Origin of the sequence: Clostridium merdae, from assembly GCF_900176635.1 — a bacterium.
GTDB classification, from domain to species: domain Bacteria; phylum Bacillota; class Clostridia; order Oscillospirales; family Acutalibacteraceae; genus Faecalispora; species Faecalispora merdae.
Genome location: NZ_FXLN01000003.1, coordinates 580,790 through 601,721, shown reverse-complemented (window position 1 = coordinate 601,721; position 20,932 = coordinate 580,790). Strand labels below are relative to the sequence as shown.

Annotated in this window: 20 protein-coding genes; 18 read left to right on the top strand and 2 right to left on the bottom strand. The window is 46.3% G+C overall.

Annotated elements, in window-relative coordinates; genetic code table 11:
• Positions 1-223: 223 nt before the first annotated feature.
• The 18 genes from CAN90_RS04645 (at position 224) to ilvD (ending at position 19,045) form a co-directional block, all read left to right on the top strand.
• Positions 224-775 carry an RNA polymerase sigma factor gene (locus tag CAN90_RS04645; RefSeq protein ID WP_085832662.1) on the top strand — a complete coding sequence of 184 codons (552 nt, stop codon included), beginning with the start codon at positions 224-226 and terminating at the stop codon, positions 773-775.
• Positions 762-1,817 carry a hypothetical protein gene (locus CAN90_RS04640; RefSeq protein ID WP_085832661.1) on the top strand — a complete coding sequence of 352 codons (1,056 nt, stop codon included), beginning with the start codon at positions 762-764 and terminating at the stop codon, positions 1,815-1,817. The genes CAN90_RS04645 and CAN90_RS04640 overlap by 14 nt, the downstream gene beginning before the upstream one ends.
• 339 nt (positions 1,818-2,156) lie before the next feature.
• Entirely contained in the window at positions 2,157-2,621 is a 465-nt protein-coding gene (locus tag CAN90_RS04635) for a GNAT family N-acetyltransferase (protein WP_085832660.1), read from the top strand.
• Between the two features lie 266 nt (positions 2,622-2,887).
• Positions 2,888-3,547 (top strand): amino acid ABC transporter permease, encoded by a 660-nt coding sequence (locus tag CAN90_RS04630; RefSeq protein WP_085832659.1) that lies wholly within the window; start codon positions 2,888-2,890, stop codon positions 3,545-3,547.
• Positions 3,528-4,205 (top strand): amino acid ABC transporter permease, encoded by a 678-nt coding sequence (locus CAN90_RS04625; RefSeq protein WP_085832658.1) that lies wholly within the window; start codon positions 3,528-3,530, stop codon positions 4,203-4,205. Before CAN90_RS04630 ends, CAN90_RS04625 begins: the two co-directional genes overlap by 20 nt.
• Positions 4,206-4,297: 92 nt before the next feature.
• Positions 4,298-5,047 carry an amino acid ABC transporter ATP-binding protein gene (locus tag CAN90_RS04620; RefSeq protein WP_085832657.1) on the top strand — a complete coding sequence of 250 codons (750 nt, stop codon included), beginning with the start codon at positions 4,298-4,300 and terminating at the stop codon, positions 5,045-5,047.
• Positions 5,048-5,088: 41 nt separating this feature from the next.
• Complete coding sequence (locus CAN90_RS04615; RefSeq protein ID WP_085832656.1) at positions 5,089-5,973, top strand: cysteine ABC transporter substrate-binding protein; 885 nt, start codon at positions 5,089-5,091, stop codon at positions 5,971-5,973.
• Between the two features lie 541 nt (positions 5,974-6,514).
• Positions 6,515-7,177, top strand: a complete 663-nt coding sequence (locus CAN90_RS04610) for a formate/nitrite transporter family protein (RefSeq protein ID WP_085832655.1) — start codon at positions 6,515-6,517, stop codon at positions 7,175-7,177.
• Between the two features lie 153 nt (positions 7,178-7,330).
• The gene (locus tag CAN90_RS04605; protein ID WP_085832654.1) at positions 7,331-8,518 is read left to right on the top strand and encodes a diaminopropionate ammonia-lyase; all 1,188 of its coding nucleotides are present in this window, start codon (positions 7,331-7,333) and stop codon (positions 8,516-8,518) included.
• Between the two features lie 207 nt (positions 8,519-8,725).
• Positions 8,726-9,811, top strand: a complete 1,086-nt coding sequence (locus CAN90_RS04600; protein WP_027103879.1) for a PucR family transcriptional regulator — start codon at positions 8,726-8,728, stop codon at positions 9,809-9,811.
• A gap of 196 nt (positions 9,812-10,007) precedes the next feature.
• The gene (gene ftsE / locus CAN90_RS04595) at positions 10,008-10,700 is read left to right on the top strand and encodes a cell division ATP-binding protein FtsE (RefSeq protein ID WP_085832829.1); all 693 of its coding nucleotides are present in this window, start codon (positions 10,008-10,010) and stop codon (positions 10,698-10,700) included.
• Complete coding sequence (ftsX, locus tag CAN90_RS04590) at positions 10,690-11,598, top strand: permease-like cell division protein FtsX (protein WP_085832653.1); 909 nt, start codon at positions 10,690-10,692, stop codon at positions 11,596-11,598. Before ftsE ends, ftsX begins: the two co-directional genes overlap by 11 nt.
• Positions 11,588-12,772 carry a murein hydrolase activator EnvC family protein gene (locus tag CAN90_RS04585; RefSeq protein WP_085832652.1) on the top strand — a complete coding sequence of 395 codons (1,185 nt, stop codon included), beginning with the start codon at positions 11,588-11,590 and terminating at the stop codon, positions 12,770-12,772. The genes ftsX and CAN90_RS04585 overlap by 11 nt, the downstream gene beginning before the upstream one ends.
• Positions 12,773-12,894: 122 nt before the next feature.
• On the top strand, positions 12,895-14,220 hold the full coding sequence (locus tag CAN90_RS04580; RefSeq protein WP_085832651.1) for a S41 family peptidase: 1,326 nt from the start codon (positions 12,895-12,897) through the stop codon (positions 14,218-14,220).
• Between the two features lie 145 nt (positions 14,221-14,365).
• Positions 14,366-14,848 carry a transcription elongation factor GreA gene (gene greA, locus CAN90_RS04575; protein WP_085832650.1) on the top strand — a complete coding sequence of 161 codons (483 nt, stop codon included), beginning with the start codon at positions 14,366-14,368 and terminating at the stop codon, positions 14,846-14,848.
• Positions 14,849-15,032: 184 nt separating this feature from the next.
• Positions 15,033-16,538 carry a lysine--tRNA ligase gene (lysS, locus tag CAN90_RS04570; RefSeq protein ID WP_085832649.1) on the top strand — a complete coding sequence of 502 codons (1,506 nt, stop codon included), beginning with the start codon at positions 15,033-15,035 and terminating at the stop codon, positions 16,536-16,538.
• A 6-nt stretch (positions 16,539-16,544) separates the two neighbouring features.
• Positions 16,545-17,300 carry a hypothetical protein gene (locus tag CAN90_RS04565; RefSeq protein WP_085832648.1) on the top strand — a complete coding sequence of 252 codons (756 nt, stop codon included), beginning with the start codon at positions 16,545-16,547 and terminating at the stop codon, positions 17,298-17,300.
• An 89-nt stretch (positions 17,301-17,389) separates the two neighbouring features.
• Entirely contained in the window at positions 17,390-19,045 is a 1,656-nt protein-coding gene (ilvD, locus tag CAN90_RS04560; protein ID WP_085832647.1) for a dihydroxy-acid dehydratase, read from the top strand.
• A 181-nt stretch (positions 19,046-19,226) separates the two neighbouring features.
• On the opposite strand, the gene CAN90_RS04555 is transcribed toward ilvD, so the two are convergent.
• Both CAN90_RS04555 and tadA read right to left on the bottom strand, forming a co-directional pair.
• Positions 19,227-20,225: a linear amide C-N hydrolase gene (locus CAN90_RS04555; RefSeq protein ID WP_085832646.1), complete on the bottom strand. Its 999-nt coding sequence runs from the start codon at positions 20,223-20,225 to the stop codon at positions 19,227-19,229.
• A 214-nt stretch (positions 20,226-20,439) separates the two neighbouring features.
• On the bottom strand, positions 20,440-20,931 hold the full coding sequence (gene tadA, locus CAN90_RS04550) for a tRNA adenosine(34) deaminase TadA (RefSeq protein ID WP_085832645.1): 492 nt from the start codon (positions 20,929-20,931) through the stop codon (positions 20,440-20,442).
• Position 20,932 lies beyond the last annotated feature (1 nt).

The following is a 20,932-nucleotide window of genomic DNA, read 5'->3' as shown; positions in this document are numbered from 1 at the left end:
TATATAAGAAATAGGACTTTCGGGCGCGCTTCCTTTTCATGGAGTGCGCTTTCTGCGTTTTGGGAGCAGGTTTGCATGAAAATAGCCTCCGCCGTTTAAAAGTCATTCCATACTTTTATGTAAATTATAAAAAAATAAATGATAATTGGAAAACGTGAAACCATATGGTAACTTCTTCCGTATTGTTAGGTGCTTTCCGGAAAGTGCCTTAAGGAGGGATATTTTGAATGATACAACTATGATGGCTATGCTCAATGATGACGAGGAGCTTTGGTATTCTGCGTTAATTGACCGTTACTCTCGTTATGTAACGGCAATCATCAGCGGAATCTCCCGGGGAGCCCTCACGGATGCCGATATAGAAGAGGTAGCCGCAGATGTTTTCTTCAAAATATGGTTGAAGCGCGATCAAATCCGTGTAAAAAGCCTGAAAGCGTTTATCGCGCAGGTGACGCGAAGTACCAGCATCGACATGCTCAGAAAATCTGGTAATGAATTTCTTTCTTACGATGACGATATTCTTCCGGTTGTGTTCCAAGAACAATTGGATGAACTAGCGATTCGGCGGGAGCAAGAGGAGATTATAAAAACGGCTGTGGAGTGCTTTGGTGAACCGGAAAGAGAAATTTTTATCCGCTTCTATTATTTTGGAGAACCGTTGAAGACAATTGCTGAACAGCTCCAATTAAACGCCAGTACCACTAAAACAAAGCTGCACCGCTCCCGTTCCAGATTAAAGGTAATTTTACAGGAAAGGGGATATGACTGTGAATAGAAAGGACGAGAGAGAAGAGTTCTGGATAATCTCGAATATGGCTTCACAGATACCCGAAGACATGATATTGCCGGTAGAGCCACAGGGCGATTCTTCTGTTTCCCCCTCCTATGACCGCATCAAATCTCTTGCGCTTCAAAAGCGCAAGGAACACTTGTATGGAAAAGAGGAGAAAAGCGTGAAAAAAGTTTCGAGTCGATTCGTGCTTGCTGCTGTAATTGCAAGCCTGTTAAGCGTTACTGTGTTTGCCACGGTTGCATTGGGCGGGCTGGATTATATGAAAGGCATTTTTGGCAGCAGTGCCACCTCCGTTCAAAATGAAATTGTGACGCCGCGAATAAAGGCCACCGACAACGGGCGCAGTATGGCGGTGGAAGCTATGGTAACCGATGGCTTTGTCACGAATATGGTTGTTTCTGTAACTGGCAATCAACCAGATGACAAAGACTTATTTACCGTAACCTCAAATACCGGCATTCGCTCCAACGGCTGGCATGTTCTGGAGGAATTTACCGTACCGGGTAAGACCTACTATGCCTTAGACCTTGTAAGCAAGCAGCACTTTACGGCTGCCGACGTCTCACTTTCCTTAAATAGACAGGTAGCCCCCATTTCACTTTCCGTCTCTTTGGAAAATCAGCTTGGGAATGCCGTTGTTTATTTCCCGGAAAACATGCAGGTGCAGAATACAGAGCTCAAACAGCTGCAAATATCGCCTATGGGTCTACTGCTCATTTGTCATGAGAAGAATCCGCAGGGTGGCTTACCCCCAACTAGTATGTTGCTAAAGCTCTCAAACGGGAAAACGGAAGAAATCGAGATGAGCTTTGCCGCCAGTGACCGTACCGTTGGCGGCGGTGGCGGAGCGGTTTTGACCGATGACCCCAAAGATATGCCTCTCGTAGGTAAATTCCAAGGGGAGCGCAATCCCAATGGGGAGCTTGTGCTTAGCGGACAATTCTCCCGTATAATAAACCCTGCCACCATTGAGAAAGTGGTAGTTGGCGGCGTGGAATATGAAGTAAAGCATTCGGATAAATAAGTAATACAATAAACCAAAAGAAGCGCCTGTTGTTCAGGGGCTTCTTTTTTTGTCATATTTATACGTATAGGTTATACTCTTTAAAGCCATTTGGAAGAGCAAAAGAGATTGAATGGAATAAGTAAATTGCGATTATAATCGGAAGAAAGCCTTGCTAACAGAGCGATGCAGGAGAACGATTCCATTTATAGAAATGTACTTTTCTTAAAAACTTTTTTTCAACCAGATTCTATGATATACTGGTCTTTATGAATGGGATAAAGCCAGAAACGGTAAAAGAAACAGTGCACAATCGTACCACTTTTATTGCGGATGCAGAAGAGGAAAGGGGAATACAAAATGAGATTCCGAAACGGTGAATACGCCGATTGCGCAGAACTAACCGAGATGCGCGTGGAATACCTCAAAGCGGATTGGGGAACTCTGACAAAAGAACAGGAAGCGGCAATTCGAGAACAGCTACCCAGCTGTTTTCAGCGAATTTTGGGGGATACTCTGGCTGCTTATGTTGCGGAAGAAAACGGTCGCCTGGCGGGTACCGTATTCATGCTGATGACGGATAAACCGGCAAGCCCGGCGTTTTTAAATGGAAAGGTAGGCACTCTGATGAACGTTTACGTTCGCCCTGAGTACCGTAAGCTGGGTTTGGGCGCAAAGCTTGTGAATATGGCGTTGGAGGATGCTCGCAAGAGAGGCTTATGCCATGTAGAGCTAGACGCGACCAAGCAAGGGGAAAAATTATACGAATACCTTGGCTTCCAAAAGGTGGAGTCTCACTATACCCCAATGGTGTTTGAGCTGTAAATAGATTAAAACTGTATTGCTGCACGAAAGAAAAGCACTTGCCGCTCCCGAATTTGGGCAACTTTCGTGCGATTTTTGCAGCTTTTCAAAAATATAAATCAGATAGTTGACACGGTGGAACAGATGTAGTAATATGTAAACACAAATTCATATATGATTACTACGATATAGGTGGAACTCTTTTTTGCGAACGCCGTATCATAGAAAAAGTATTTTATAATAATGATTTATCTATCTGAGATCACATATGAGGAAGGAACTGGATTTTGGATTTTGAATTTATACAACAAAACGTGCCAATGTACCAAACGGCGGCACTGCTTACACTGCGAATTGCGCTGTGGGGCGTTTTGTTTTCATTTTTTGTCGGGCTGTTTTGCAGCCTGATTCAATACTATAAAGTACCCGTAATGCGCCGAATTGTGGGCGTGTATATTGAGCTTTCTCGCAATACGCCGCTGTTGGTTCAACTGTTTTTTCTGTATTTTGGGCTGCCGAAGCTTGGTGTTGTCATCAGTTCTGAGAGCTGTGCCGTTCTAGGCCTGGCTTTTTTGGGTGGCAGCTATATGGCAGAAGCATTCCGCAGTGGGCTTGAATCAGTGGAAAAGAGTCAGCTCGAGGCAGGGCTCAGCATTGGGCTGCGACATTCACAAATTATTCGCTATGTAGTTTTGCCGCAGGCACTTTCTGTTTCCGTGCCAGCATTGTGTGCCAACGTTATCTTTTTAATTAAGGAGACATCGGTATTCAGCGTGGTGGCTCTGGCAGACCTAATGTACGTTGCGAAGGATTTAATCGGCCTATACTATAAAACGGATGAAGCACTGTTCTTGCTGGTAACCTCGTATCTCATTATCCTGCTGCCGATTTCGATAGCCTCTTCGCTTTTGGAAAGGAGGCTGCGCTATGCCGGATTTGGGAATTAGTATACTGCTAGACGGGCGCAATATGGTGCGCCTACTGGAGGGCCTTTGGGTCACAGTGCGCATTGCAATGCTCTCCGTTGCCATTTCGATGGTGTTGGGCGTTTTACTCGGCATGGTGATGACGCTCAAAAACCCGATAACAAAAGCACTTTCTCGCATTTATTTGGAAACGGTTCGAATTATGCCGCAGTTGGTGCTGTTGTTCCTCGTGTACTTTGGCGTTGCCAAAACCTTTGGAATTCATCTTTCGGGTGAAATATCTGCTATTATTGTATTTGTATTTTGGGGCACTGCCGAAATGGGAGATTTGGTGCGTGGTGCGCTCATCTCTATACCAAAGCATCAATACGAAAGCGGGCGGGCGATCGGCCTGACCGGTGTGCAGATTTACCGCTATATCATTATTCCGCAAACGTTCCGCCGGTTATTACCACTTGCCATCAATTTGGCAACGCGTATGGTGAAAACGACCTCTCTCATCGTATTGATTGGTGTGGTAGAGGTGCTCAAGGTTGGCCAGCAGATTATTGAGGCAAACCGTTACACGGCGCCCAGCGCAGCTTTGTGGATTTACGGCGCGATTTTCTTCCTCTATTTTATTGTTTGCTTCCCCATCTCTCGTTTGGCGGGAAGACTAGAGAAAAAGTGGCAGGAATAATTCTTTCATAGTCCCGCTTTTTTGTGACGGGACAGAGAAAGAAGCACTTGAATGTTTTGAATAAATAAGGCTCTGGAAGGAGTAGAACATAGATGGGTAAAACAGAAACTCTGCTGGAAATACGCCAGCTGAAAAAAGATTATGGCTCTGCAGATGTATTGCGGGATGTTTCTCTTACCGTAAACCGTGGTGAGGTAGTTGTGGTGATTGGCCCCTCCGGCTGCGGGAAAAGCACCTTGCTGCGATGTATCAACGGGCTGGAGCCCATCCAGTCCGGAGAAATTGTGCTCAGCGGGCAGGTACTGACGGATGGTTCCGCCGATTGGAGCCAGATTCGCCAGAAAATTGGAATGGTGTTTCAAAGCTATGAGCTGTTTCCCCACATGACGGTAATGGAAAACGTACTCCTTGGCCCCCTTAAGGTGCAGGGGCGCAAGCGGGAGGAAGCCGAAAAAATGGCGGAAAGCATGCTGGAGCGTGTGGGACTTCTGGAAAAGAAGAGCTCCTTTCCCCGCCAGCTCTCGGGTGGCCAAAAGCAGAGGGTTGCGATTGTGCGCGCACTGATGATGCAGCCGGAAATTATGCTGTTTGATGAAGTAACGGCAGCACTTGACCCTGAAATGGTACGCGAGGTTCTCGACGTTATGCTCGAGCTTGCCAAGGGTGGGATGACCATGGTGATTGTAACACACGAAATGCAGTTTGCCAGAGCGATAGCGGACCGAGTGGTTTTTATGGATCGCGGTGAAATTGTGGAATCTGGTGAACCGGAAGAATTCTTTACAAAACCGGAAACAGAACGACTACAAAGATTTTTAAATATTTTTACGTTCGAAAAATGACTTAGCAAAAAGTAAATTAGCTTAGAAAGAGGGAATTATTGATGAAAAACAGATGGAAAGCATTATCTTTTGCTCTTGCTCTTACATTGTCCGTTGGGGTGCTCGCGGGCTGCTCCTCCAATAAAGCGGCGTCCTCCGGCGCAGAGGCATCTACTCCTGCACAGGGTACCGGCACGGCTCGCTCCGTAGAAGAGATTAAGAAAAGCGGTAAGGTCATTATTGGCGTATTCAGCGACAAAAACCCCTTTGGCTACGTAGATGCCAACGGCAAATACCAAGGCTACGATGTTTACTTTGCGGAACGAATTGCAAAGGACTTAGGTGTAAAGCCGGAGTATGTGTCGTTAGAGCCTGCCAGCCGCGTGGAATATGCAAAAACCGGTAAGGTTGACATTGTGCTAGCAAACTTTACCGTAACAAAAGAGCGTGCCGAAACTGTTGATTTTGCACTGCCCTACATGAAAGTCTCTCTGGGTGTTGTAAGCCCCGAGAAGAACCTGATTACCGATGCAAAGCAGCTTGCCGGTAAGAAGCTGATTGTAGCAAAGGGCACAACCGCTGAAACGTATTTTACAGCAAACCACCCGGAAATTAACCTGGTGAAGTTTGACCAGTATACCGAAACCTACAATGCCCTTTTGGATGGTCGCGGCGATGCTTTCTCGACCGATAATACAGAGGTTTTGGCTTGGGCACTCAAGAATCCCGGCTTTAAAGTAGGAATCGAAAGCCTTGGCAATGTAGATACCATTGCTCCTGCTGTACAGAAGGGTAACAAAGACCTGCTCGATTGGCTCAACAATGAGATTAAGGAACTGGGCAAAGAGAATTTCTTCCATAAGGACTTTGAAGAGACCTTAAAACCTGTGTACGGCGATGCCGTTAAGCCCGAAAGCCTTGTGGTCGAAGGCGGAGAAGTGAAATAATTGAATGTAATGAGAGGTATGCGGTGTTTACCGCATACCTCTTTTTTTATCATCTTATATTTAAGATACCGGCTTTGCAAAAAAAGTAAGTGTTAACTACGTTTTACACGAGTAGCAGAGACTGGTTTGTTGCTAATTCGGGCAGTGGAGTCTTTTATATCGTCTTAAAAACTGGGGAAATTTATAACAAAAGACTGTAAATTAGATTCAAAATGCTATATTTTTCAAAAACACCATTGTTATTTCTTGTTTTTTATATCTGTTATTTTGAAAATCAATGATAAATAAGTGGATATGTTTTCTATTTTTAATTTTAAAAAAATCAACACAATTACACTATGAATGGGATATTAGAAAGTAAGTGGGGAAGAGTCGCACTTTTGTGCCGAAAAGCTATAGATTTGCGTTTCTTGCTATTCAGAGAAGCGTAGACGAATATAAGACGCGCTGACGTTGGATTGAAAAAGCATCTGTGCTAAAATAGGCGGGTGTTAGTAACTAATGTTGCGGGTGCGGCCCGCTGGGGAAAAGAGGATTTATAATGGATAGAATTAGAACTTGGGCGGGAACGTTCGTACTGGCCATTCTGGCGGGAATCAGCATTGGCATAGGCTGTGTGATTTACATGCTGCAAGAAAATCCGGTTATTGGCTCCTTCCTGTTTTCTGTTGGATTAATGACGATTTGCGTGTTCCGCTGGAACTTGTTTACCGGTAAGCTGGCATACATTTCGTACCGCGACCCGAAAAAAGTGTTTTGGCTGCTTGTAATTTGGCTCGGCAACCTGTTGGGAACCTTTTTATTGAGCGTGGCAATGTCTGCTACACGCCAGGCCGGAAAGCTGCATGAAAAAGCATTGCATCTGGCTGAAATTAAGCTGGGTGACAATCTTTTGAGCCTTTTCATCCTTGGCATCTTCTGCGGCCTGCTTATGTATGTAGCGGTGGATGGCTACCGTGAGAATCCGCACCCGGTTGCAAAGTATTTAGGAATCGTCTTTAGCGTAATGGTCTTTATTCTTTGCGGATTTGAGCACTGCGTTGCCGATATGTTTTATTTTTGGATGGCAGGCGCACTTGGAAAAGGCCTGTTGAGCTTGGTGGTAATTTCACTTGGCAATATTGTTGGCGGTGCAGGCTGTGCTGCTTTGCACCGGTTAGGTGGCCGTTTAATTGAAGAGCAGCAGCCCGCTAAGGCGGAGTAAGCGCCCCCCTTGCATTTGCGGGAGTAAGCTGATATACTCAATTTAACATAGTTTTTCCGTTTGAGTTTAAGCACCTCTATGGAAAAAGAAAAAGCCATGCGTTTTTTACGCACGGCTTTTTTTGTAAAGATTTGAGTTGAGGGGAGAGTTTTTATGGCTCGAGAAGTGGCTCTGTTGGCAGGTGCTCCCGTGCACCATGAAGATTTTAGGTATTTTACGGATGAGGAATTGTCTTTTGTACATGCGTTTCACCGCTCCATACCTCAGTATAAAGAAACACCACTCGTTTCATTGCCTCACTTAGCACAAAAGCTAGGGCTTGGGAACATCTTTATTAAAGATGAATCCAAGCGGTTTGGCCTGAATGCGTTTAAAGGGCTGGGTGCCTCCTATGCGATTGCTAAGATTTTATGGGAAGACGCCGGTTTTTCTGGTGCACCAGATTACGCTGTGTTAACAGCTCCAGAGGCCAAGGAGAAAGCTCGTGAGCGCATATTTGTTACTGCAACGGATGGCAACCACGGCAAAAGTGTGGCGTGGGCATCCGCTTTGTTTGGCTGTAAAGCGAGGGTGTACATGCCAAAAGGCTCAAAAGAGAGCCGCGTGCAGGCGATTCGCAGCATCAATGATACACCGGTTGAAGTGACCGAGCTCAATTACGACGATGCGGTGCGACTTGCGGCAAGCTGGGCAAGTAAAAATGGCCAAACCTTGGTACAGGATACCGGTACTGCAGAGTATGCAAAAATACCCCGCAATATAGCTTTGGGGTATACTACCATGGCGGCAGAGACGTTGGAGCAGATGAAGACTGCCGGGAACGAAGCTCCTACTCATGTGTTTCTTCAAGCAGGTGTGGGGTCTATGGCAGGTGGGGTTCTGGCCTATTTGGAGCAAAAATTGATAAAAAATCCTCCCTATGCGGTTGTTGTGGAACCGGATACCGTTGCATGTGTGTTTGAATCGGCAAAAGCAGGTGCACCCGTAGCGATTGGTGGGAATCCCGAAACTATCATGGCGGGGCTGAACTGTGGAGAGCCAAACCCACTTACTTGGCCTATTTTGCGTGATGTGGCGTCCTGCTATGCCGCATGCCCAGACTGGGTTACTGAGCTTGGCATGCGGACACTGGCACATCCTGCTCAAGGGGATGAAGCAATTATCTCAGGCGAATCCGGTGCGGTGGGTTTAGGATTGTTGGTGCATTTATGCCTTTCACCGGAAATGCGGGAACAGCGGCTGCAAATGGGTCTGGATGAAAACGCTTCTGTTTTGCTGTTTAGCACGGAAGGGGATACCGACCCGGAGGCTTACCAAAGTATAATTCGTGAGGAAAAATGAATGATAAAATGGTACGTTTGTCATACAAGCGTGCCATTTTTCACTTTAAAACGCTATTCAATTCCTTAGCAGAAAGTTTTTTAACAAATAATCGGTTCCAAGCTTGAAATTTAGTGAAAATTTGTGTAAAATATATTGGACAATACCAATTTAATTTTACTTGTATTATCCAGTTCATCTGGAAAACTGATAAAGTGAGGGAGCATCATGTCAAATAGACTGTTTCAGGGAGTTATTCACCAAATGCGCGACGCGATTGACAGAACAATCGGCGTCATTGACGAGACCTCGGTTATTATTGCCTGCAGCGAGCTGGGTCGGATCGGTGAAGTGAACGAAAGCATTACTCCGGACACCATTGCTTCGCCCAATCCCTTTGTGGTAGGAGGCTATACCTACAAGTCTTTTGGCAGCCGTCCCCGTCCCGAATACGCTGTATTCGTTTCGGGCAGCGACAGCGAAGCGATGAAATATGTTAACCTGCTTTCCATATCGCTGAGCAGCATAAAGCAATACTACGATGAGAAATACGACCGCAGCAATTTTATTAAGAATGTAATTCTCGATAATATTCTGCCGGGAGACATTTACCTCAAAGCCCGTGAGCTGCATTTTAACTCGGACGTAAGCCGTGTTTGTATGCTCATTAAGATTTCGAACAAATCAGACATTTCTGCTTATGATGTGATTCAGAATTTGTTCCCCGATAAAAACAAGGATTTCATCATCAATATCAATGAAACCGATATTGCATTGATTAAAGAAATTCGTACCGGCATTGAGCCAAAGGATTTGGATAAGCTTGCCAGCTCCATTGTGGATACGCTCTCGAGTGAGTTCTATACCCACTGCGTGGTTGGTATTGGTACCATTGTGGTTGGTATTAAAGATTTGGCACGTTCTTTTAAAGAAGCGCAGGTTGCTCTTGAGGTTGGCAAGGTGTTCGACACGGAGAAATCCATTGTCAGCTACGACAACCTGGGTATTGCCCGCCTAATTTATCAGCTTCCCACAACTCTTTGCGAAATGTTCCTGAAAGAGGTATTCAAGCGCGGTTCCATTGAATCGCTCGACCATGAAACTCTGTTTACCATTCAGCGTTTCTTTGAAAATAACCTGAACGTTTCGGAAACCTCACGTAAACTATTTGTTCACCGCAATACGCTCGTGTATCGTTTGGAAAAAATCAAAAAGATTACCGGGTTGGATTTGCGTGAGTTCGAGGATGCCATCGTATTTAAAGTAGCATTAATGGTTAAGAAATATCTCTCCTCGAACCCAGTTAAATTTTGATAGTAAAGAATAAATACGTTACAGAAAAATTACAAATTTATTCTTTTTAAGAACTATAAATCTTTCGCCCATTGGTATTATGTAAACATACCAGTGGGTGTTGGTTTTTAGGGAGAAATACTGTCGATTTTTCGTGTGCTTTGGTGTATGCGCAGACAGTAAAAGCGGGGAAATTTATTTTTTTGGAGCGATGACATTGATAGAATTTATAGATGTTTGCAAAACCTACGGGAACGGTACAGAAGCGCTCCGAGGCGTGAATTTAAAAGTAGAAAAAGGGGAATTTGTTTTTATCGTTGGTTCTTCCGGAGCCGGTAAAAGTACCTTTTTAAAGCTGATTACCTGTGAGGAATCGCCGAATAGCGGTGAGATTATTGTAAATGGGCGAAAGCTTTCTACGGTAAAGCGCAGAGACATTCCCTATGTTCGCCGAACGATGGGATTGGTGTTTCAGGATTTTCGCTTGATTGATAAAATGACGGTGTTTGATAATGTGGCATTTGCAATGCACGTTGTTGGTGCATCGCAAAGAGAAATAAAGAAGCGAGTCCCTTACATATTGAATTTGGTTGGTTTGCAAGAAAAATCGAATTGCCGCCCGAAGGAGCTCTCCGGCGGAGAGCAGCAGAGGGTGGGGCTTGCACGCGCGCTGGTAAACAACCCCAGCATGATTATTGCGGACGAGCCTACCGGTAACATAGACCCCGCGCTTTCGTTTGAAATTGTTGGCCTTTTAAGTGAGATTAACCGCAGGGGCACTACCGTACTGATGGTCACACATGAACACCGGCTAGTTAAGCATTTCCGCCGCCGAGTGGTGGAGATTAACGACGGGCTGGTTGTGGCCGACAGCTGCAATCTTGCTTTGGAGGTACCCGATGAGAATTAGCAGTATCAAATATTTACTCAAAGAAGGTGTAAAAAACATTTGGGTAAACCGAATGATGGCCTTCGCCTCCATTGGTGTATTGGTGGCATGCTTATTGATGACGGGCGCCGCCACACTCTTTTCTATGAACTTGAATATGGCAATGCAGTCGCTGGAAAGCGATAACTCCATTACCGTATATATGGCAAACGACCTCCCTACCCTGAAATCGGTACAAGTAGGGGAAGAGATTAAAAAACTGGAAAATGTAGAAAGCTGTGAGTTTGTTCCTAAAGGTGAGGCGCTTGAAGCGCTGATGAAATCAATGGGGGACGACGGCAGCGTGTTTACCACCCTGTTGGGGGATGACAACCCCCTCAATGATGTGTTCAAGGTAAAGATGAAAGACCTTGCTCATTACAAAGAGACAGCAGGTAAAATCAGCTCGCTGGAGGGTGTTTATAAGGTTCGCGATTATTCGGATGTAGCTGCAAAGCTGACAAGCCTTGACCACCTGGTAACAACGGCAGGCTCTTGGATTATATTGATTCTTAGCCTGGTTTCTATTTTTATTCTTTCAAATACCATTCGCATTACCATGTTCTCGCGCCGGCGCGAAATAAGCGTGATGAAATCGGTAGGTGCAACGAATAGCTTTGTTCGCGTTCCGTTTGTGGTAGAAGGTATTTTAATCGGTCTGTTATCCGGTCTTTTGGCGAGTGGGTTGCTCGCGCTTATTTATGATAAAACCCTGAAAACCATTACGGGAATTGTTCCTTTCTTCCAGCCTCTTCCGCTGGGGAGTGTAATGGGGCAGATTATATTGTTATTCATTGCTGCAGGTGCCTTTTTTGGTGCACTGGGCGGGGGTATATCAATCGGTAAATATTTGAAGGGAGGCAGTTCCATTGGCTGGTAAAGGCAAGCGTTCCATTGTGGCACTCGTTTTAGCGGTCACTCTCGTTTTTTCAAGTGTACCGTACGGGGTGCAGGCCAGCTCATCCATCAAACAATTGCAGGATAAGCAAAATAGCCTGAAAAAGCAGCAAGAGGCGACTGCCGCCAAGCTTCGTCAGCTAAAGGCGGACCGGGCAAAGCAGCAGGAGTACAAAAACGCACTGGACACTCAGGTGCAAACAGTGCAAAGCCAAATTGACACGTTGGGTGAACAAATAAGGGCTTTGAATGCTGATATAAAGGATAAAGAATCGAAGATTAAAGAAAAGCAAAGTAGCATTGATGCCAACGTAGAGCAGCTCAAGCAGCGCGTTCGCGCGATCTACCTGCTGGGGGAATCCTCTCAGCTGGAACTGATTTTAGGTGCGCGGGATGCTACCGATTTCTTAGATAAAACTGAGCTCGTGCGTTCCATTTCACAGCACGATAAGCAGGTAATTGACACACTGAAAACGGATATGGCGGCGATTAAAACACAAAAACAGCAGATTGAAGAGAATCGCGAGAGTGCCGCTCAGGCCAGAAAAGAGCTGGACAGTAAAAACACGGAGCTGTCGGGTCTCTTATCCGAAAGCTCACGTATATTAACCGAGATTTCTGCTAATGTGGTTACCACCAATTCCGAGAATAACCGATTGGCGGCGGAACGCAAGAAAGTGGATGCCGAAGTTGACCAATGGTATAAAGATTACTACGCCAGTATTAAGAATAATAACAACAATAATCAGGCCAGCGGCGGTTATGTGAGTAAAGGCCAGTTTACATGGCCGGTTCCTGGGTATACTAAGCTCACTTCGTATTGGGGTGACGGCCGTAACCATAAGGGAATTGATATTGCGGGTTCTGGTATTTACGGGAAAGCAATTGTTGCAGCCGACAGCGGCAAGGTCATTCTTGCCAACCACAGCGGTTGGGGCGGCGGCTACGGTCTTTGCGCGTACATAGACCACGGCGGCGGATATTCCACCCGTTATGGGCATGCGAGCAAAATTGTTGTGAATACTGGTGATGTGGTGAAAAAAGGGCAGGTTATTGGCTATGTGGGCAGCACGGGAGATTCCAGCGGCCCCCACCTGCATTTCGAAATTCGTGTAAATGGTGTTGCACAAAACCCCATGAAGTGGTTTGGCAAATAACGCCGCTTACTAGACAAGATGTTTAATTTCTTCCCTTGCCGCAGGTGGGGGAAGAAATTGCTGCTTTTATCGAAAATAACCGTTGAGCAGTTTGACGATATGAAAAGATGGAGAGAAAGTATATGAGCAAAAAAATATCGCTCGGTGCAGCGGCAGCTATGTCCTTGGTAGCCGCCACAATCACGGTTTCTTTGACGTATACCTATGCGATGGGACGCTTTAACGAGAAAGTGGCTGATGTAAACGAGCGTCAGGCCATGTACACAAAGCTCAGTGAAATCGACCAAAAGGTACGGCAAGATTATATTGGGAAAATTGGAGAAACCGATTTAAACGACGGCATTGCCGCCGGGTATATGGCAGGGCTGGGCGATGCTGGTGCGAAATATCTTTCTGCCGAAAAATATAAGAATTACCTGAGCTCCAATTCGAAAAAGGCGGTTGGTGTTGGAATTCGCACCGTACAGGATGCGGATGGTAATATGGAAGTAATTGAGGTTTTGCCGAACTCCTCCGCCAGTAAGGCTGGTTTGCAAAAGGGTGATGTTATTCTCTCACTTGACGGCAAAGAGGTGATTCGCCTGAGCTACGGTGAGGCCGTGAATAAGCTGGATGGCACGGTGGGTACTACGGTAAAGCTTGGCTTACTGCGCAAAACGACGGAGAATGGCAAGACTGCCACAAAACAGATGGATGTGACAGTTACCCGCGCGGAATACCAGCGCATTACGGTCTCTTCCTCGATTATTAATGGGAATGTAGGATACATTGCTATTTCGGAGTTCCAAAGTACGACCAAAAATCAGTTTGTAGCGGCAATTAATAATTTAACAGAGAAAAAGGTAGTCGGCTTTGTAGTTGACCTGCGTAATAATTCTGGTGGTAGTGTAGAGGTTATGGCCTCTGTGCTGGATGAATTTTTGCCTGCGGTTAGCCTTGTTAGCTATGCAGACAGAGCCGGGAAAATTACGGTGGAGTACAGCTCAAAATCTGGTGAAATTAATTTGCCCATTAGTGTTGTTGTGAATTCCAGCACCTACGGTGCGGCGGAAATATTTGCTGCGGATATGAAGGACTATAAGAAGGGAAAACTGATTGGTGAGAAAACCGCAGGCCGCGGCATGAAGGAAGATGTAATTCCTTTGTCGGATGGGTCTGCAATACAGCTCTCTGTTGGTAACTATACCCGAATTGATGGTAAGACCTTTCATGGAGTCGGCGTGAATGTAGACATGGAGGTTGAAATGACCCCCGAACAAAAGGATTTGCTGCTGCGCCGCTCCCTTACAATGATGGAAGACCCGCAAATTCAGGCTTCTGTAACGGCACTGGTAAAGCAAGGAGCAGATGTTCAGCAGATTCCCGGTACTGACAGTGGTAACTTAGACAACAGTGCGGCTCAAACCGGTGCAAAAGCACCCGCGACCTCTTCCGCAAAGGCCAAATAATACGTTGACAGACTCATACTTGTTCACTATAATAGATATATTGCGAAGAACCGTCAGACTGCTGGTAACCCGTTGTATTTTTGCATTGGTTGGCTAGTTAAGGTCTGGCGAATAAGTTCACTCTGAAAAAGGTGGTAAACAACTGATGGCAAAGCAGGTCATTTTAACCCAAGAAGGCTTAGAAGCCCTTGAGCAGGAGTTGGAATATTTAAAATCGGTAAAACGAAAAGAAGTAGCCGAAAAAATTAAAGTCGCTTTGTCTTTCGGTGATTTGTCCGAAAACAGTGAATACGATGAAGCGAAAAACGACCAGGCGATTATGGAAGCACGTATTGCCGATATTGAGGTAATGCTGAAAAACGTAGTCGTGATTGACGAAAGTGAATTAGGAAACGAAAATATTCACATTGGCTCTAAGGTTGAGGTTCGCGTAACTCCGGAAGGAAGAGATTCTTCTATTAAGGAATATAAAATTGTTGGTTCCAACGAAGCGAATCCTCTTAACGGCAAAATTTCGGATGAATCCGCAGTTGGCAAGGCTCTTTTGGGCCACGGTGTGGGTGATAAAATTGAGGTGGAGGTTCCGGCAGGAATTATCCATTATGAGATTCTTACCATTTCGAAATAAGGATTCCGGAACAGTACACACACGGGGCGGGAGTGAAAATTTTCACCCTGCCCCGTTTTTGCACATAAAAGAACTGCATACGATTTTTAGAGTGCCTTTCTTTTTGCAGGTGAAAACCATTTCATTTTATAGCATATACCGCGATTGCGGAGGAATACAGTAAACAGGGAGAGTAGAATTAGTTATGAGTGATAAGATAACAGAGCCTGTGGAGCAGGAACAGCAACAGGATATTAGCGAACTCCTTCAAATTCGTAGGGACAAGCTCACTGCATTACAGGAGAGCGGCAAAGACCCATTCGAAATTACAGTTTGTGAGCGGGATGCCTTTGCACAAGACATTCGCGACCGTTTTGAAGAGCTAGAAAACAAGGATGTAGTGATTGCCGGCCGTATTATGAGCTGGCGCGATATGGGCAAAGCCAGCTTTATGGATATTCAGGATCGTACAGGCCGTATTCAGGTCTACCTGAAAATAGATGATATTGGCGAAGAAACATACCGTGGTCTGCAAAACTGGGATATTGGCGACCTTGCGAGCGTTAGCGGCTTTGTATTCCGTACTCGCAGAGGCGAAATCTCGGTTCACGCTAAAAGCATTACTCTTTTGGCAAAATCGTTGCTTCCGCTTCCGGATAAATTCCACGGCCTAAAGGATACTGATTTGCGGTACCGCCAGCGCTATGTGGATTTGATCGTAAATCCTGAAGTGAAAAACACCTTTGAGAAGCGCAGCCGTGTCATTGCGACAATTCGCCGTATATTAGATGAACGTAACTATGTTGAGGTAGAGACCCCTGTTTTGAACCTGATTCCCGGTGGCGCCTCTGCTCGCCCGTTTATTACCCACCACAATACACTCGACCTTGATTTGTACCTGCGTATTGCACCGGAGCTTTATTTGAAGCGCCTCATTGTAGGTGGCATGGAAAAGGTTTATGAAATTGGCCGCTTGTTCCGTAATGAGGGTATGGACGTAAAGCACAACCCGGAATTTACGACCATTGAGCTGTACGAAGCTTACACCGATTACAACGGTATGATGGACTTGACCGAGCGCCTCATTAATGCTTGCGCAAAAGAGGTGTGCGGTACTGAGGAGATTTCGTACCAAGGGGAAGAGGTTAGCTTGAAGCTGCCTTTCTGCCGTATGACAATGAACGATGCCATTCTAAAGTACACCGGTATTGATTTTCTCTCGTTTAAGGGAGATACCGCCCGTGCACTGGAAGAAGCGAAGAAGTTCCATTTCGAAACAAAGAAAACCGACTCCTGGGGCGACATTATGAACCTTTTCTTTGAAGAAAAGGTGGAGGGCGAGCTGATACAGCCCACCTTTATTTACGATTACCCGGTAGAGGTATCTCCGCTGACAAAGCGCAAAAAGGATGTTCCCGAATTGGTTGAGCGCTTTGAGCTGTTTGCTACCCGCCGTGAATTTGCAAATGCGTACTCAGAGCTCAATGACCCCCTCGATCAGCGTGAACGCTTTATGCGCCAGATGGAGCTCAGAGAAGCGGGAGACGAAGAAGCGAATATGATTGATGATGACTTTATTACCGCTTTGGAATATGGTATGCCGCCAACCGGAGGAATGGGCATGGGCATTGACCGTTTGGTAATGCTACTCACAGATAGTGCCTCCATTCGTGACGTACTCTTGTTCCCCACTATGAAACCCAGGGAGTGATTTCGCTTGGCAAGAGATCGGTATCTGTGGAATGCAGGGGATGATTCGATTCACTCAAATGGTGAAGCGTCTCCCCAAAGCCCCAAAGGGAAATGGGAAAATTTTTGGTATTACCATAAATTTCACGTATTGATTGTTCTGGTGCTGTTTGCTTTGGTTGCAGGCTTTGTGTATGAGCTGTCAACAAAGGTGGAGCCGGATTATCAAATTGGAGTTCTGACAGAAACAAAGTTCTCAGATGATGCCGCCTCGGTGCTGGAGAAAAAATTAGCCCAGTACGGGGAAGACCGAAATGGGGATGGCCGCGTAGTTGTGCGTGTGAATTCATACATGATTGTGATGGGTGAGAATAAGCCGGTAAGCGACCCCAACCTGCAAATGGCAAGTGTAGCGAAGTTCCTGTCTGACCTGGAAACGGGAGACAGTATCATCTTTTTAACAGATCAAGCGAGTTTTGAATCGCACCAAAAAACACGGCAAATGTTCTCGAACCTGAATGGCACAGTGCCAAAGCATGGGGAAGAGAAAGAAGCCGAAATGCGTGTGCCGTGGAAGGACGCAAAGCCCCTTTCTTCTTTGATTACAGAAGAGGATTTGCGTAATTTGGATGCAGACAGCCGGAAATCGGTGCTCGAGCAATTGGATGGCCTTGGCGTTTCTATGCGAGTATTTCAGGGAACACCACTGGAGCAGAACACAGAAAAGGCATCTTATTATGAAAAAAACCGTGCTCTGTTTGACCGTTTGGTGTATGGGAAATAAATGAGGAAAGCGTGAAACAGAATGCCGCTTGGGCGGCAATTGTTTCATTTTAGTGAAGCCGATAGGCAGTATTAGGAGGGAAAAACACGATGAGAAGCGATTTAATGAAAGAGGGCGCCGCACGCGCACCACACCGCTCTTTGCTTTACGCATTGGGTCTAACAGAAAACGAAATGAAGAGACCCTTTATTGCAGTAGTGAATTCCGCCAGTGACTACATTCCCGGGCATCGCCACCTAAAAGACATTAGTGAGGCAGTAAAGGCTGGTATTCGCAACGCAGGTGGTGTACCGTTTGAGTTCAATACCATTGGCGTTTGTGATGGGCTTTCTATGAACCACAAGGGAATGAAGTATTCGCTCTGCTCGCGCGAGCTGATTGCAGACTCTGTGGAAGTAATGCTTACCGCACACCCGCTGGATGCCGTCGTGTTTATCCCCAACTGCGATAAGGTCGTACCGGGCATGCTTTTGGCTGCTTGCCGACTGAATTTACCCAGCATTTTTGTGAGTGGCGGCCCCATGCTGCCGGGCTTACATAACGGTGTTCGCTTTGGCCTTTCTGAAATGTTTGAGGCTGTTGGCAGCTACGTCGCCGGTAAAATTGATGAAGCCGAGCTGACTGCATTGGAGAAATCCGCATGTCCTACTTGTGGCTCCTGCTCTGGAATGTACACTGCAAACTCCATGAACTGTCTTACCGAGGCAATCGGTTTGGCGCTGCCCGGTAATGGCAGTATTCCTGCTGTTATGTCGGAACGCATTCAGCTTGCCAAAACGGCGGGCGAACGCATTTTGGAACTGTACCGTGAGGACTTACGTCCTAGCGATATTTTAACAGAGAAATCCTTTGAGAACGCGCTTCGTTCGGAGATGGCTCTTGGCTGCTCCACCAATTCGGTGCTGCATTTGACCGCCGTTGCCTATGAGCGTGGCGTAAAGCTTGATATTACCGATATTGACCGCATCAGCAAAGATACCCCGCAGCTTTGCAAGCTGAACCCCGCCAGTGAGGTGTTTATTACCGACCTGAATCAGGTGGGTGGCATTCCCGCTGTGATGAAAGAGCTGGCACGCGCCGGTAAGCTCAACACAGATTGCAAAACGGTATTGGGTACGGTAGCAGACCGCATCAGCAATGCTCCCACAGCGGATGGAACAATTATCCGCAAGTTGGAAGACCCATTCCGCAAGGATGGCGGCATCGCTGTTCTGCAAGGCAACATCGCACCGGATGGCGCGGTGGTAAAGCAAGGTGCGGTTGCCCCTGAAATGATGCAGCATACCGGCCCGGCTCGCTGCTTTGATTGCGAAGAGGATGCCTCAGAGGCAATTCTCTCTGGTAAAATCCATGTGGGTGACGTCGTTGTGATTCGCTATGAGGGCCCGAAAGGCGGCCCCGGTATGCGTGAAATGCTAACTCCCACCTCTGCGTTAACAGGTATGGGTCTTGGTTCAAGCGTAGCACTGATTACGGATGGACGTTTCTCCGGTGCAACACGTGGTGCGGCGGTAGGCCATGTGTCTCCGGAAGCCGCTGTCGGTGGCCCCATCGCGCTGATTCATGAGGGCGATATGATCGATGTGGATATCACCAATCGTGTGCTGAACCTGCATGTGGATGAAGCGGAGCTGGAAAGCCGCCGCAAGGAATGGAAAGCACCGCAAAAGGAGCTTACTGGCTACATTAAGCGTTATGCACAGCATGTAACCTCCGGTTCACGCGGCGCAGTATTCGAGAAATAAAGAGATATAAGCAAATGACTGTCCGTTGTAACGGACAGTCATTTTTTAACAATTTAGAGGTTTATTTTAATTAGCTGATAAATGAAAAGTGTTTTCAACAATTTGTTAACTGATTGTTGAAAACACTTTTATTTTTACTCCAAGTATTTCAATTGGGCGATTATTACGGATAAACAGGAAGTTAAATGGCAGTAATTTTTTCAAACTGGATAGGACGGCTTAAGGAGCCAAGGCGAATGGGTGATTGCCCCTCGCGATAATTCTCCCACATATTTGCAGTTTGAATCTGTGAATTCTCATAGGTTTTAAAATAGTATTCGCAGGTTTTGGTGTTTAGGAACATGGTGTATCTTGTGTAATCAAAGGTTTCCCGGTTGCTGATGACAGCTCCCTTGGGGATGGAGACGCTTTCTAACACATGAAAACCAGCCATTACGGTTTCATCCTTGGCTTGAGGCACAGGCAGGTGTGTTTTTAGATATGTGGTTCGTGCAAAGCGCTCCGGGGCAGTATAGCCGCCAGGGAGTAGGGAGGTTCCCGCTCCCTGCCCAAAGGGCTTTAACGTAAGGTCGCCCCACTGGCTTTTTGATGTTTGTCTGGGTGATACCTGTGAGTAGGTTTTTAGGTTGGTTAAATGCCAAGGAAAGTCCGGGCTGTTTGCCAATACTCCAATGGGATTTTGGTACACATTAGTGCCCTGAACCGTGCGTTCAATGACAATGCTTTTCCCGCTGCGGTCTGTCATAATCCAGTGCAGAGGGGCTTCTGATTCGGTAACCGGGTCGGTGAATCCTAAAATAGAAACCTGCGGAACCAGTTTTTCTGCTTCCTCCACGGTGGCACAGTTAGCAAGAAGGAAATGAAGAAAATCCATTGCGGCTACCGGCATTTTCCCCGGGGTAGGTTTGGATTCATACGCTGCATAACCAGCAAAATACAACGCTCCTCCGGCAAGCCCCTTTTCATTTACACCATCAAAAAACGCCAAAAGGGGGCCTTCCTCCTGCCCAACCCCCATGATTGCGTAGAGATTGTGCATTTTTTGGCTGCCATAGGCACCATACCATACATAATTGCGTGGCAGTATAAAGAGTTCTGGCTCAATATCATATGAAAAATCTAATGTACGGCCTAAAAAGTTTTCCCCTTGTGCGTTGAGGAGTGTAATGGATGTACACATGTTGGCGAACCCATCCTCTCATTTATTATAAATTTTATATTTCCCATAGGGAAATGAAAGCGTAGCACAGGGTTTCTTCGAGTTAAATCGTGTGAATAAAAAAGGACAGCCTGCTTAGCAGGCTGCGGTTATGTTTTATAATAATAACCGGTGAAAACCCTGTTGCTATTATAATCCCTTATACGAGAATTGGTGTATTGTAAAATAAAATGGGTTACTCCACGACTTCCTTTTTCTTTTTGGAGCGTTTGTCGCGCAGGCTTTGAAAAAACTGGGTAAGCACAGCGCCGCATTCCTCCTGTAAAACACCAGAGACGAGCTCTGGTTGGTGGTTATACGGCAGCTCAAACAAATTCACCACAGAGCCGCACGAGCCCGCCTTTGCATCGCTTGCGCCATACACGACCCGGGCAATGCGAGAGTTGATGATTGCCCCGGTACACATGGGGCAGGGCTCTAACGTAACATAAAGGTCGCATTCCCAAAGCCGCCAACCGCCCAATGCCTGGCAGGCCGCGTTAATCGCCTCAATCTCTGCGTGGCAGAGAGCGTTCTTTTGTTGTTCCCGGCGGTTTCTACCTACTGCAATAATTTCATTGCCTTTTGCCACGACGGCACCAACGGGAACTTCACCCTCCTGAGCAGCAATTTGTGCCAGCTCCAGCGCGAGGTGCATCATTTTCTCATCTTGTTCCGCATTTCTCATA

Bases quoted from the DNA above. Each gene is read 5' to 3' on its own strand.
- ftsX (WP_085832653.1), top strand. From the start codon at position 10,690: ATGAGAATTAGCAGTATCAAATATTTACTCAAAGAAGGTGTAAAAAAC.
- greA (WP_085832650.1), top strand. From the start codon at position 14,366: ATGGCAAAGCAGGTCATTTTAACCCAAGAAGGCTTAGAAGCCCTTGAG.
- CAN90_RS04605 (WP_085832654.1), top strand. From the start codon at position 7,331: ATGGCTCGAGAAGTGGCTCTGTTGGCAGGTGCTCCCGTGCACCATGAA.
- CAN90_RS04635 (WP_085832660.1), top strand. From the start codon at position 2,157: ATGAGATTCCGAAACGGTGAATACGCCGATTGCGCAGAACTAACCGAG.
- CAN90_RS04580 (WP_085832651.1), top strand. From the start codon at position 12,895: ATGAGCAAAAAAATATCGCTCGGTGCAGCGGCAGCTATGTCCTTGGTA.
- CAN90_RS04610 (WP_085832655.1), top strand. From the start codon at position 6,515: ATGGATAGAATTAGAACTTGGGCGGGAACGTTCGTACTGGCCATTCTG.
- CAN90_RS04600 (WP_027103879.1), top strand. From the start codon at position 8,726: ATGTCAAATAGACTGTTTCAGGGAGTTATTCACCAAATGCGCGACGCG.
- CAN90_RS04620 (WP_085832657.1), top strand. From the start codon at position 4,298: ATGGGTAAAACAGAAACTCTGCTGGAAATACGCCAGCTGAAAAAAGAT.
- CAN90_RS04555 (WP_085832646.1), bottom strand. From the start codon at position 20,225: ATGTGTACATCCATTACACTCCTCAACGCACAAGGGGAAAACTTTTTA.
- CAN90_RS04625 (WP_085832658.1), top strand. From the start codon at position 3,528: ATGCCGGATTTGGGAATTAGTATACTGCTAGACGGGCGCAATATGGTG.
- lysS (WP_085832649.1), top strand. From the start codon at position 15,033: ATGAGTGATAAGATAACAGAGCCTGTGGAGCAGGAACAGCAACAGGAT.
- tadA (WP_085832645.1), bottom strand. From the start codon at position 20,931: ATGAGAAATGCGGAACAAGATGAGAAAATGATGCACCTCGCGCTGGAG.
- CAN90_RS04640 (WP_085832661.1), top strand. From the start codon at position 762: ATGACTGTGAATAGAAAGGACGAGAGAGAAGAGTTCTGGATAATCTCG.
- ilvD (WP_085832647.1), top strand. From the start codon at position 17,390: ATGAGAAGCGATTTAATGAAAGAGGGCGCCGCACGCGCACCACACCGC.
- CAN90_RS04615 (WP_085832656.1), top strand. From the start codon at position 5,089: ATGAAAAACAGATGGAAAGCATTATCTTTTGCTCTTGCTCTTACATTG.